This is a genomic window from Desulfosporosinus acidiphilus SJ4, from assembly GCF_000255115.2.
Lineage (GTDB): Bacteria > Bacillota > Desulfitobacteriia > Desulfitobacteriales > Desulfitobacteriaceae > Desulfosporosinus > Desulfosporosinus acidiphilus.
In genome coordinates this window covers 3,493,722-3,506,215 of sequence record NC_018068.1, presented here as the reverse complement: position 1 = coordinate 3,506,215, position 12,494 = coordinate 3,493,722, and the positions used below count along the sequence as shown (strand labels likewise).

The 12,494-nt window shown below is 44.1% G+C and carries 16 protein-coding genes; all 16 read left to right on the top strand.

The window, feature by feature from the left end; all coding sequences use genetic code 11:
- The first annotated feature begins 76 nt into the window (after positions 1-76).
- Positions 77-433, top strand: a complete 357-nt coding sequence (locus DESACI_RS16075) for a type II secretion system protein GspG (protein WP_014828254.1) — start codon at positions 77-79, stop codon at positions 431-433.
- A gap of 179 nt (positions 434-612) precedes the next feature.
- Positions 613-951, top strand: coding sequence for a hypothetical protein (locus DESACI_RS16070; protein WP_242833072.1), 339 nt, complete (start codon positions 613-615; stop codon positions 949-951).
- Positions 952-999: 48 nt separating this feature from the next.
- Positions 1,000-1,164 (top strand): prepilin-type N-terminal cleavage/methylation domain-containing protein, encoded by a 165-nt coding sequence (locus DESACI_RS25820; RefSeq protein ID WP_427846751.1) that lies wholly within the window; start codon positions 1,000-1,002, stop codon positions 1,162-1,164.
- Positions 1,151-1,519 carry a hypothetical protein gene (locus tag DESACI_RS16065; protein ID WP_242833071.1) on the top strand — a complete coding sequence of 123 codons (369 nt, stop codon included), beginning with the start codon at positions 1,151-1,153 and terminating at the stop codon, positions 1,517-1,519. The genes DESACI_RS25820 and DESACI_RS16065 overlap by 14 nt, the downstream gene beginning before the upstream one ends.
- A 17-nt stretch (positions 1,520-1,536) precedes the next feature.
- Positions 1,537-1,875: a general secretion pathway protein GspK gene (locus DESACI_RS16060; protein ID WP_242833070.1), complete on the top strand. Its 339-nt coding sequence runs from the start codon at positions 1,537-1,539 to the stop codon at positions 1,873-1,875.
- Positions 1,839-3,530: a GspE/PulE family protein gene (locus DESACI_RS16055; protein ID WP_083845607.1), complete on the top strand. Its 1,692-nt coding sequence runs from the start codon at positions 1,839-1,841 to the stop codon at positions 3,528-3,530. Before DESACI_RS16060 ends, DESACI_RS16055 begins: the two co-directional genes overlap by 37 nt.
- Positions 3,531-3,544: 14 nt before the next feature.
- Positions 3,545-4,591, top strand: coding sequence for a type IV pilus twitching motility protein PilT (locus DESACI_RS16050; protein ID WP_014828250.1), 1,047 nt, complete (start codon positions 3,545-3,547; stop codon positions 4,589-4,591).
- On the top strand, positions 4,588-5,787 hold the full coding sequence (locus DESACI_RS16045; RefSeq protein ID WP_014828249.1) for a type II secretion system F family protein: 1,200 nt from the start codon (positions 4,588-4,590) through the stop codon (positions 5,785-5,787). Before DESACI_RS16050 ends, DESACI_RS16045 begins: the two co-directional genes overlap by 4 nt.
- A 65-nt stretch (positions 5,788-5,852) precedes the next feature.
- Complete coding sequence (locus DESACI_RS16040; RefSeq protein WP_014828248.1) at positions 5,853-6,365, top strand: type II secretion system protein; 513 nt, start codon at positions 5,853-5,855, stop codon at positions 6,363-6,365.
- 81 nt (positions 6,366-6,446) lie between these two features.
- On the top strand, positions 6,447-7,196 hold the full coding sequence (locus DESACI_RS16035) for a prepilin peptidase (protein ID WP_041276569.1): 750 nt from the start codon (positions 6,447-6,449) through the stop codon (positions 7,194-7,196).
- 23 nt (positions 7,197-7,219) lie between these two features.
- Positions 7,220-8,668 (top strand): Competence protein A, encoded by a 1,449-nt coding sequence (locus tag DESACI_RS16030; protein ID WP_014828246.1) that lies wholly within the window; start codon positions 7,220-7,222, stop codon positions 8,666-8,668.
- A 32-nt stretch (positions 8,669-8,700) separates the two neighbouring features.
- Complete coding sequence (locus tag DESACI_RS16025; RefSeq protein ID WP_014828245.1) at positions 8,701-9,240, top strand: hypothetical protein; 540 nt, start codon at positions 8,701-8,703, stop codon at positions 9,238-9,240.
- A gap of 277 nt (positions 9,241-9,517) precedes the next feature.
- Complete coding sequence (locus DESACI_RS16020; RefSeq protein WP_014828244.1) at positions 9,518-10,063, top strand: LysM peptidoglycan-binding domain-containing protein; 546 nt, start codon at positions 9,518-9,520, stop codon at positions 10,061-10,063.
- Between the two features lie 198 nt (positions 10,064-10,261).
- Positions 10,262-10,705 carry a type II 3-dehydroquinate dehydratase gene (aroQ, locus tag DESACI_RS16015; protein ID WP_014828243.1) on the top strand — a complete coding sequence of 148 codons (444 nt, stop codon included), beginning with the start codon at positions 10,262-10,264 and terminating at the stop codon, positions 10,703-10,705.
- Between the two features lie 17 nt (positions 10,706-10,722).
- Positions 10,723-11,784 (top strand): M24 family metallopeptidase, encoded by a 1,062-nt coding sequence (locus tag DESACI_RS16010; RefSeq protein WP_014828242.1) that lies wholly within the window; start codon positions 10,723-10,725, stop codon positions 11,782-11,784.
- Positions 11,785-11,893: 109 nt separating this feature from the next.
- Positions 11,894-12,451, top strand: a complete 558-nt coding sequence (gene efp, locus DESACI_RS16005; protein ID WP_014828241.1) for an elongation factor P — start codon at positions 11,894-11,896, stop codon at positions 12,449-12,451.
- Positions 12,452-12,494: the final 43 nt, after the last annotated feature.

Below are 12,494 nucleotides of genomic sequence, written 5' to 3'. Positions count from 1 at the left end.
GAAGATTAAGAGAAAAGATTAAGAGAAGTTTAAAGGAAAATAGAGGTAATCATCGATCTGAGGAGACGAAATTACGATGAATAGGATTCTAGGGCTAAAAAGAGTGAACGGCTCAGAAATGGGGTGTACCCTTTGGGAACTTATGCTGGTTCTTGGCTTGATGGGAATTCTTTTATCGGTGGTTGTTCCGCATTTTTCCTCCTCAGCAACATATGTAAGATCACAAATTGATTTAGCGAATATAGAAAAGATTGAAGGTGCCGTTCAGCTCTACCGGATTGACGTGGGAACTTTCCCAGTTAGTATCTCGGATTTAGTTCAATGGCCAAGGAGCATTAAGGGATGGCGGGGGCCTTACTTACAAGCGATTCCCATAAGTCCCTATTCCGAGTCGGGTTATCAACTTAACAGTTTAGGACAGGTCATAAAATAATAAAGGCAAGCCCCGGTGTTCAGCTTAGCTGAACGAATTCACTGCAACACAAATTATTGTCAAAATAAGTCTTCATCAGGCAATGACTGAGAAAATTAAAAAAGGAAAAGGAGGTTTTTAAAAAGATAACAATACGACACTATCGATTTTCTCCAGGTTATATCTTATTGGATGTATTATTGGCAGTCTTCCTTTTTTCCTTAGGTTTTGCAGTGCTTTATGGGTTATACGAAGAAGCCCTGGCTGAAACCCATCAGTCAGCATATCTGCTGGGAGCAGCAAATCTTGCTCAAAAAAGGTTGGACCAGTTAGCTGCTCGAAGCTGGAAGGATAATATCAATCAACGGGTTTGTTTGCCGGGGGAAACTGTAGAGGGCGATGAAGGAACCTTTCATTGGCTGATTTATTCGAACTGGGATCATGTGCCACAACTGTTGAGAGTTAAGGTTGAGGTGCGCTGGGTTGATCGGGGAAGCCCGGAAAACTATCAAATTGAAAGCTTATTTCAGGTGGAGTAACCCTCATTTATAGAAGTGGGGGCCTAAGATGGGGATAACTTGAAAATTATGAGGAGAGAAGATGGCTTCACTCTTTTGGAGGTTCTCACTGCCTTACTGATTGCCGGAATTTTTTTGATCAGCGCCTTGAATCTTTTGACAGAACTATGGGGGGGGAACTCGAGCCTTAACGAGTCAATTAGAGGCTCAATATGCTCTTATGACTGCCGGTAAAACAGTAACTGATGAGATTCGGCGGGCAAAAACTGTGCTGTGGGTCCAAGAGACTTGCGAGCTAAAAATCTTGCCAATCATTGATGAGGACAATCCTGAGCCGACTTTGGATGCATACTTTATTGCTGATTTAGATTATGACGGCACCCAGGATCTTTATTGGCAGCATCGAGGAGTAGCCCAGCCCATAGCAAGTTACTTGACAAGTTGGGAATGTTTGGAGGTAGGGCCGGGATTGTGGGAAATTTCGCTAAAGGCAAGTGTCGGAGGGCGAAACGGAACTTGGCAATCGATTGTTCGCCAGCGTGTTTACTCGAAGTTCTCTTCCCTAAGCGTCGTACCAAAGGTTATGTAAGCCTTCTTGTCCTTTTGTTGCTGTCTGCTTTTTCGGCTTGGGGAATGGAAGTTTATTTAAAGGCAACGATCGAGAAGAGAATGGTCAGGAGAGAGGTTCAGAGCCTGCAAGCCCTCTATGTCGCTGAAGGAGGAATTGAATGGGCGAAGGTACATTTACAGTCTGATTATGGGCTGAGTCAAGGAGAGGTACTATTCGATACGGGGCAGGCCAGGATTTCGATTCATCGTCTTGATGGTGGGTACAGAGTGACTTCCGAAGGCCATTCTGGTCTAGCCGTTCGCAAAGTTGAGGAGATACTTCAAAAAGAAACAGGAAAATGGATTATTCAGAGTTATCAGGAGTTACATCAGTAATGATGAACAATTCTTATTTAAGCTTTCAAGAGCTTACTGATGAATTAAAAATGCTATTGGCTGAGGATAGCGGCGGAGACGATCTTAGACGGAGCGGATTCTTAGCTCAAGAAGAGACGTTGGATGAGGTGCTGCGAAAGTTCTTGGGTATTCCTGAGGTTTCGCTGACTCAAGTCACATTTGACCCGGAGGTTGTTCGTTTAATTCCTGAAGAAACGGCACGTCGTTATACCCTTATACCCTATCAATGTCACGATGGAATCTTAAACGTTGCTATGTCAGACCCTACAAATGAACAGGCACTACGAACGATTCGGATCATGACCGGAATGGAAATTGTTCCGTTTTATGCACGGAAAGAGGATATACAAACCGCCATCCGCCAGCATTTGACGGTAGAACAATCTGTGGCTCAATTAACCCATCTTACGGATCAGTTCCATCGAGAAATGAACGCTGGGAAAGAAACTTCGGAATCTATTAGCTGGGAAGAAGATGCTCCGACCCTCAGATTAGTGTACTCCCTGCTTCAAGAGGCAGTGATTGAGGCAGTCAGTGATATTCACTGGGAACCGCATCAGAATGATTTTGTAGTTCGTTATCGCATTGACGGTAAACTCATCAAAAAACATACTCTCTCGAGCCAAATGGCTCGAACGGTTATTTCTTCCCTGAAGGTAATGTCTAATATGGATGTTGCTGAACGGAGGATTCCCCAGGACGGGCGAATGTCTTTTAGTGCCGGGTCCCGGCGTGTTGATTTGCGTATGTCTTCCTTGCCGACGGTTCATGGAGAGAAAATTGTCGTCCGTATTCTTGATCCTGAGATGGCACAGCGTTCTTTAGAAGAACTGGGGATGCGTTCGGAGGTTAAAGCAGGAGTTCAAGGGTTATTGAAGCATCCGAATGGTTTGATTTTAGTGGTCGGCCCTACCGGTAGCGGTAAAACGACAACCCTTTATGCACTTCTGCGCGAATTAAATGCTGAGGAGCAGAACATTATCTCAATTGAGGAGCCTGTTGAATATCAACTTCCGGGGATTAACCAGGTCCAGGTCAATCTCCCGGCGGGACTTAGTTTTGCAGTTGGCTTGAGGCATATTTTGCGGCAGGATCCCGATGTTATTATGATTGGCGAGATACGCGATGAAGAAACGGCTCGGATTGCAATTACCGCTTCTCTGACGGGCCACTTAGTACTGTCTACGCTGCATACCAATACGGCTGCTGAAGCTTTAGTTCGTCTCTTGGATATGGGTATCGAACCGTATCTCCTGGCTTCCGCTGTAACAGGTGTCCTCTCACAACGCCTGGTACGTCGCTTATGTGACGTTTGCAAGAAGAGTTCCAACGTTTCAGACATAGAAAAGAAAGCCCTTCGGTTACCGGCTGCAATCAAGCAGTTGTATCATTCGCAGGGATGTCCTAAATGCTTGGGAATCGGGTTTAGAGGAAGAATCGGTATTCATGAGTTTTTGCCTTATAATCAGGAAATTAGGGAACTTATTCTTGCCCGGCACAATTCTCAGGATATAGAACGACAAGCAACTCTATCTGGTATGTTGACGATTTATGAAGATGGTCTTTTGAAGGTTGCCCAAGGTTTAACAACCATTGAAGAAGTGCTTTTTACGACTTCTGAAACAGAAGGTTAAGAGGAGAGAATACCGTGCTTTTGTTGGAAGAACTTTGTCAAGTCGCTGCAGAAAAGAGGGCGTCCGATATCCATTTAACAGCAGAAAGCCCTCCGGTTCTTCGGGTCGATGGTTCTTTGATGCCGTTAGGAACGGATAAACTGTCTTCACTTGATTTAGAAACCTTTACCTATTCCCTAATGAACGAGACCCAAAGAAAACGCTTCCTGGAATTAGGAGAGTTAGATTTTTCATATAGTTTGCCGAGAGTAGGGCGATATCGGGTCAATGCTTATCGGCAAAGAGGCTCTATCGGATTTGTTATTCGCTTGATTCCTTATGTCATTCCTACTCCGGAAAGTCTCGGTCTCCCGGAAGTGAGCCTTGACTTAGCCCGCTTGACTAAAGGCTTAGTTCTGGTAACAGGTCCCACCGGGAGTGGAAAATCCACAACTCTTGCCTCCTTGATTGACTATATTAACCGGACGAGATCTTGTCACATTATGACGATTGAAGATCCCATTGAGTATTTACATAAGCATCAATTAAGTTTAGTTAATCAACGGGAGATTGGCTGCGATACAAATTCTTTTTCTCTGGCTTTGCGCTCAGTTCTGCGGCAGGATCCCGATGTGATTTTAGTAGGAGAAATGAGGGATCTAGAAACGATTTCCACTGCAGTGACAGCAGCTGAAACCGGCCACTTAGTCTTTAGTACTCTGCATACCAATGACGCCACTCAATCAGTAGATCGAATGATTGACGTTTTTCCGCCTTATCAGCAGCAACAAATTCGCGTTCAGCTGGCTGCGGTGCTGCAAGGTATTATATCTCAGCAGCTATTTCCAAGAGCTGATCATCAGGGGCGGGTTGCAGCCATTGAGGTCATGCTGGCAACTCCGGCAATTCGCAGTCTTATTCGCGAGGGCAAAACTCATCAACTCCCCACAGTGATTCAGACAAACAGTAAACTTGGTATGCAAACTATGGACAAGGCCATTCTTGACCTTGTTCACAAAGGATTGGTAGAGTATGACGTTGTTCAGGAAAAACTGCAAAGTGCTGATGGTTTTCGGAGATGAGTAAGCACTGGTTTCTATGGCGGGCTGTTAATGCTCAAGGAGCTTTAAAAACCGGTCGTTGGCTCGGAAACAACACCTTTGAAGTTCAAAAGCTGCTTAAGAAAGAAGGATATTTTCCGGTTATAATCAAACCGCAGAAGATATGCCTTAGAGGTTTATTGCAGCGCTCCGGGATAAAGTGGAGTCGTTTCGCACGTCACCTGTATTCTTTATTGGAAGCGGGGATTCCCTTGCTCCAGGCTCTGGAAATAATGACCTCGCCGAGAGGAAACGTATCCTTTGAACAAAAACAATGGTTAAACGTTAAGGATTCCGTATTGGCGGGGTGTGATTTATCAGAAGCCCTTCAACAGCTTAAATCCCCTCCCAGCTCTTATGTATTGGCAATGATAAAAGCAGGAGAGCATTCGGGAAGCTTGGCAAAGATTTTAAACGAAGTCGCGGTAGAATTAGAACAAGACGATGCTTTCCGACAGAAAATAAGAACCGCACTCACCTATCCTAGCCTCTTATTACTGGCTGTTCTCCTTGTGCTCTGCGGTCTTTCCCTAGGTGTACTTCCAATGTATGAGAGGCTTTTTGCAAGTATGGATGTTGAATTGCCGGTATTGACCAAAGTCATTTTTGTAGTTGGTCGAAAATTACCTGTAATTTTGCAAGTGACAGCTGCTCTACTCATAGCAGTGTTGCTTAGCAGTAAGGTTTGGAAACTAAACCGTTGGCAGCAATATCTTAAAGGTAAGGTGAGGTATCTTCCGTATCTCGGAAAAGTATATCTTCTCAAAGATTTAGTACAATTCACAAATATCTTAGGTCGTTTGTTAATGACGGGAATTCCCTTGTTAGAAGGACTGCGTTTGACATCGGGAACGCTGCAAACTTCGGAAATGTTGACTTTGACAGAACTGCTAATGCAAAGTGTCAAGCAAGGTAATCCCATAGTCGATGTTTTATCCGCAAGTAAGATTTTTCCCAAGGAAAAAACAGAGATGATCGCCATTGCCGAAGAAGCCGGACAACTCGATAAAATGTTCTCCCATATTTCGCAATTATTGCGAACGGATCTTGAATATCAGCTTAAACAATTTACCCAATTGCTTGGACCTGCCCTGATTCTCATTTTGGCAGGACTTATTGGATTAGTGGCAGGGGGAGTTATGGTCCCTATTTTTAATCTTAGTTCATATCTGGAGTAATCCAGAATGAACGAGCGTTGTTTTCTAATGATGGTTTACGAATATCCTGGTAGGAGGATGGAGCAATGAGAACGATGAATGATATTCCCCGCGAGAATGGATTTACACTCATCGAAGTTATGGCCGTCATCATTATTATGGGTATTATTGCCGCAGTGATTATTCCGAAAATAACATTAAGTACGGCATTAGCCAGGAAAAAGGCCGATGTGGCCACTGCTCATCAGGTTAAAGCAGCACTGGATCGTTATCAAGTGGAAAACGGAGCGTATCCGAAAATTAGTGAATTATCCGTAGATTCCAGTGGTGAAGTGGTTTGTTCAAAACTAATACCAAAATATATTGGAAAACTGGATAAAAAAACGACTCAACAAGCCGTTGCAGATGGAAACAAGGGGTTTGGTGTTGCTGAATTAACGATCGATGCTACCGATAAAACCCTTTATCGGATTTCGGAGCCAAAAGATAATGAAACCATTAAAACGGTGATGATCTATTTGTCCTCTGACGGCTTGGCGGCTGAAGTTCGCGCTTATGATGAGGATTTAAAAAATATACTTTGGACTTCGGCCGATTAAGAAAGCAGCCGCTGGCCATGTTTTCTTTAATTCAGAGAGTGAGTGAGAAAAGGGGTAACGTTTTTGATTAGTATTGCTTTGATGTTCGGTCTGGGAGGCATCATCATCGGCAGTTTTTTAAATGTTGTCATCTATCGTGTTCCTAAAGGTGAATCGATCATTTCACCGGGTTCTCACTGCCCAAAATGCGGACATGCTCTTCGGGCCTGGGAACTCATCCCTATTGTTAGTTTTATAATCCAAGGGGGACGATGCTTGAACTGCCGGACAAAAGTTTCTTGGCGCTATCCCGGGGTAGAACTTCTTACGGGTTTACTCTTCTCTTTGACGGGTACATTGGGCTTTTTAATGGGTTTTCATCCGGCGAGAATAGGATTAAATCTCGTGTTTACTGCATCCTTAATTGCTTTAACGTTTATTGATTTTGACACCTATCGTTTACCGGATGTTTTGACGCTTCCGCTCTGGGGGCTGGGTTTGATTGGGGGCTTTATTATACCCGGGTATCCATCAGGATGGGAGAGTATTCTTAGTTCCCTGGGAGCCGGCGGCTTTTTTTGGCTTATTACCCGAATTCATCCTCAAGGCATGGGGCTTGGAGATGTTAAATTGGTGGCAGCTTTAGGTGCCTTTTTAGGATTTCCGGGAATCTTCCTTGCTGTTTTTCTGGGAAGCCTAGTGGGGGCAATCGTTGGGTTAGTGATTCTTTGGCTGGGTCATAGGGGATTTCGCCAACAGATCCCTTTTGGCCCGTATCTTTCCTTAGGTGCTGTTCTGACTTTATGGTGGGGAACGAGGATCTTCGACTGGTATTGGGCATGGTTTAAATAGCCTTTCGGAGGTGACCGGTGGGTATGAAATCAGTCATATTTGAAATCACGGAACACGAACTTCACGTTTTTAAAGTATCCCTCCCCCTGTTTGCAAGTCTTAAACGGAGTCATTGTTCTTCATGGGTCAAGTTTGACCGTATACAAATACCAGGCATCCTTGAACAAGGGATTGTTCGTGATGAAGCTGCACTTTTACAGTATTTAATCGATTATCGGGCAGAAAACTCTTGCAAGGGTTACCAGGCCTTTTTAGCGATACCTTTACAATCAGGATTTGTTCGTTCTTATAAAATCCCTTGGCTTGCCAAACATCATAGGGAATCGGCAATAGCTCTCTTAGTTGCTGAAGAAGTGCCGAGCAGCTCTGGACTTCTGTACTATGATTATCTTATCCTTGAAGAGGAAAGACACGATAGCCTGACCATTTTATTAGGAGCATTGCGTCAAGAAATTCTTGCCCAGTACCTTGCAGTTTTTAAACAAGCAGGGATAAGAGTAGGCGGGGTTAATTTCTCTTGGGCAGTTTTAGGTCAAGGGTTAGGCTTTATCAGCGGCGAGGATGTACTATACTTACAAGAGGACTTGGGAGGGCTGCAAGTTGCATTGTTTCATGGGCAGGTTCCTGAAAGTGTACGATTTCTGTCTTCAGCAAAACCGGCAGTTGAGATTGATAACAATGAGGAAAATAATCCGGATATCTATAACTATTCAGAGGAGCAGGTCAAAGAGATTCGCCGCTTTCTCTTGTATTTTAATGCTCAGCCTCCTGGATTAAATTTGCGGCGGATTGTTTGGAGCGGCAATCCGGCTCTGGAGAGCTTGGCCAAAAGTATTTTGCAGGCAGATAACGCTGCATTGGTGGAACAGGCCAAGCTAACCTCTGTTCCTGAAGTCTGGTTAAGGATACTTGGAGAAAATAATGGTTTTGCAGAACCGGCCATAGCCTATGCAATTCGGATTTTCCAAAAATCTATGTTACTTAACCTAGGGAGACAACCCGAGAAGAGTTTAAAGGTACAACTTAGGTATCAACGCTTGGTAGTTATCCTCATGGCTTTTCTAATTATCGGGAACAGTTTTTGGCTGTCGTTTCATCAGAAGACCTCCGTCTTGCAACAAGAAAATCGTAGACTTTCCCAAAAGGGTTATAAAATTGAAGCTCAACTTAGACAACAGCAAGAATTGACCAGATCCTGGGGAATTGCCCGAAGCCATTCCGGAAGAATTGGCGGCTCTCTGCGGCAAATACAAGCGTTGTTAGAGCCGCGGCTGACAATCCAAACATTAGACTACCGACAAGGCAATCTTTCCTTAACCGGCAGAGCATCAGATATCGAGTGTATTCAATCCTTAATTCAGGGACTTCGAAAGTTAGATTGGAATCGGCCTGTTTTGAGAGGCTATACGTCAACGTCGCCTGAGCATATTGAATTTTCTTTGAGTGCAAGTCGAAAAAGTGCTGATAGCTGACCGGAGTGAGTTCAAGCAGGGAGGGGTATTCCTTGTCTTTTTTCTCAAATAGAAAACCTGCTGGGCATCTGATGACAACGTTTTTTCTTATGTTTAAGCAATCATTCCTGAAAACTATTAAGCCTTGCGTTGCTGTTCTATCTGCCATAATTCTTTTAGAGTTTAGTCTGTTTTGGCGCCCAGCCTATCAAAACTTCCAAAATCTGCAAGAGGAGAAGAAATACTGGGAGTCATTGCTTCAGATCAAGCCAAAAGATACCGCTCCGGTGATCCCATCCAGAGATCATTGTTTAGATATTGCAGAAGAATGTCGGAGCCGTTTGCTGAAGGCAGGAGTTGAAGTGAGTGCCCTTAATATAGAACGATTTGGATCGGACAATCGTGAAGTTTCTAAAGGAACCGCTCTGGATTATGCCCTCCTGCGCTTGCATCTGCAGGGAAATAGGGAAGTAATTATTTCTCAGCTCAAATATATTGAAGATACCTGTGAAGAGATTACTATTCAAGAAGTTAACTTAGAGCCGGATGGGGGAGTGGTGCTGCTGCAAATTTATTTTTTGCCCACGGAATGAACTTGTTTCGACTAAATCCGGACCTCAGGGCTGCGGTGACGAAAGTGTTCTGTGGACAGTTTCGGCGAAAGCGCCTAGCCAATAACAAATGCTATCGCGCTGAAGGCTGGAATCTACCCACACCAGAGCATGGTAGGGGAACTACTCCCACTTGTAGAAGAGGGAGTCTTATGAGTGGATAAATTATCAATTATGAATTATGTATCTCTGCAAAAATGGGATAATATGGAACTTGACATTCCCTCTCTAACATATGTTAGCAAGAGGAGGGATTTCTGTGGTTAAAGAATACATTCTTCGACCTGGAGATAATTTTTATGGTTTGTCACAGCGTATGGGGTGCACCTGTGACGATTTTATGCGGGCCAATCCGAACCTTGATCCCTTGAAACTTCAGATTGGGGAAAAAATTGTTCTTCCTGAGCTCAAAGGAAATATCAAAGGCAAAGAACAATATGCAGATATACGAGTTGGACATGGGCAGGAATTTGCAGGAGATTATCTTGATGATGTGGAAATGGAAGTTGAGGGAGTGCGTTTTCGTCTGAGACGAATCGGAGAACCGAATGTTCCCCATGAACTTCATTTCATTCTTCCCCGCACCGAGATTCGCAAAGTCCAACCTGCCGGTGAAGGAGGCCCGACTGAATTACAGATTATGATCAGCAATTTAGATATTGTACTATCACCGCGTTTAGTCAGCGGCGACAGCGCCGAACAGATTAAAGCTTCACCGCAAGCTACGGTGCAGACAAAGGTACAGCAGCAGGCTTCTCAGCCCTCTCAACCTTTTCAAACGCCCCCCCAGATTCCAACGCGCTAGAGTGAATCTCATAGTTTCAGAGCAACTTGTTAAAACAATATCGCAATGAGACCCTTGCCTCCGTATAGCGGAGGTTTTGGTTTGGAATAGTAACCTACAAGGAATAAATTAGTTTAACAACGGCTAGCGATTTAAATACTTTGCTATAGTCCTAAATTATGATAATATTTTGGTTGGGGAATGAGGAAGTGATGAAAATTGGCAAATATTTATGTTTTTCATGGACCTAACTTAAACTTGTTGGGAGTACGTGAGCCGCAGCATTACGGTATGCAAACTTTAGCAGAAATCAACCAGGAGCTGCTTGAAATGGCAAAGCAGGCAGGACTCAGGGCCGAATGCCGGCAAACAAATCATGAAGGAGATTTGCTTGATTGGATTCAAGCTTTAACTTCAGAAGATTTTCTAATTCTTAATCCTGGGGCTTGGACCCATACCAGTTATGCAATTCGAGATGCTATCAGCGGTGTAAAGGTTCCCGCTGTGGAGGTTCATCTTTCGAATATTCACGCTCGCGAATCCTTTCGAGAGACGTCTCTGATTGCACCGGTTTGTCTGGGTCAAATATCAGGATTGGGAGCAGCCAGTTATACCCTGGCTATGCGATATGCAATTAACTATCAAATTGGACGGTCACAATGATAAAGGAGGTTGCATCATTGACCAGACTAGAACGGATGCGCCAACGAATGCGGGAGGAAAGCATTGATACGTTTGTTGTCCTTCGTCCCGAAAACGGAAGATATTTAAGCGGTTTTTCCGGGGGCGAAGCATCATTGATCATTACGCTTGATAGGTCTTATTTGTTAACAGATTTCAGGTACATAGAACAAGCTAAAGAACAATCACCTGATTTTGAAATTGTCAAAACCGGTCATGATCACTTTATGATGATGGCGGAAATGGGACTTCAATCCCGGCGAGTGGGGTTTGAGGGAGACTTCATTACCTTTGCAGATTATGAAAAACTAAAACAGTCATTTACACAGGCTCAACTCATCTCCATGCCAGGCCTTGTCACCGATCTACGCTCCGTCAAGGATGATCAGGAGATTCCCTTAATTAGACAAGCTGTTCAAATTGCCGATAAGGCTTTTTCTGAAGTCTTAAAGAGCCTCGAAATCGGACAGACCGAAGAGGAAGTCGGCCTAAATTTAGAGTTTTCGATGCGCCGTTTGGGTGCTAGCGGAGGTTCCTTCGAGTTTATCGTGGCTTCAGGTATCCGAGGTGCCATGCCCCACGGCACAGCAAGTCCGAAGAAGATAAAAGACGGAGAGTTCCTTACCATGGACTTTGGAGCAATTTATCGAGGATACTGTTCAGATATCACGCGGACTATTTTTCTGGGTGACCCTTCGGAGAAGCAGCGGGAACTCTATGCGTTGGTATTGAACGCTCAGCGAGCCGGGATTGCTGCTGTGGCACCGGGACGGACCGGAAAAGAAGTCGACGCCGCAGCACGAAAAATCATTGAGGAAGCGGGCTACGGAGAAAACTTTGGGCATGGTTTGGGACATTCCGTGGGTTTGGCTATTCATGAAGGTCCAAATTTTAATCAGCGGGAAGAGCGCGTTTTAGAACCCGGGATGGTTCTTACCGTAGAGCCGGGAATTTATATTCCTGATTGGGGCGGTATTCGCATTGAAGATATGGTGTTAGTGACCGAAGATGGTTGTGAAGTCTTGACCCAGGCTCCAAAAGAATTAATTCTCTTAAATTGATTAAAGTATCCTTTTCGAGGTTTAATTTGCAAGAACCAGTTGCACTTGGGTTATCCGGAAGTTATACTTTCGTTTGTACAAAAGAATATTTAGGGGGAACGATTGATTTATGATTTCTTCGAACGATTTTAAGACAGGCATGACCATTGAAATTGATGGAGACGTTTTTTCGGTGGTTGAGTTCCAACATGTTAAGCCGGGTAAGGGAGCGGCATTTGTCCGGACAAAATTAAAAAATGTTAAAACCGGCGGGGTTGTTGAACGTAAGTTTAATGCCGGTGAAAAAGTCAATACGGCTCATGTGGAGCGACGTGACATGCAGTACCTTTATAAAGACTCGGACCATTATATCGCTATGGATAACGAGACTTATGAGCAAGTTTCCTTAACGGAAAGCCAAATTGGTGATGGTGTAAAATGGCTTAAGGAAAATATGAACTTGGGGGTTCTTTTCTTTGATACACAGGTTATCGGAGTTGATGTACCCAACACGGTTCAACTCCTTGTGACATTTACGGAACCGGGAGTTAAAGGAGACACGGCTACCGGGGGAACGAAACCTGCAACCTTGGAAACCGGCGCTGTTGTGCAAGTGCCTTTCTTTGTCAATGAAGGAGATGTACTCATCATTGACACAAGGACAGGAAACTACGTTCAACGGGCATAATTAAACATGTTATCACCTCCTGCGGGACAAACTAAATGTACTT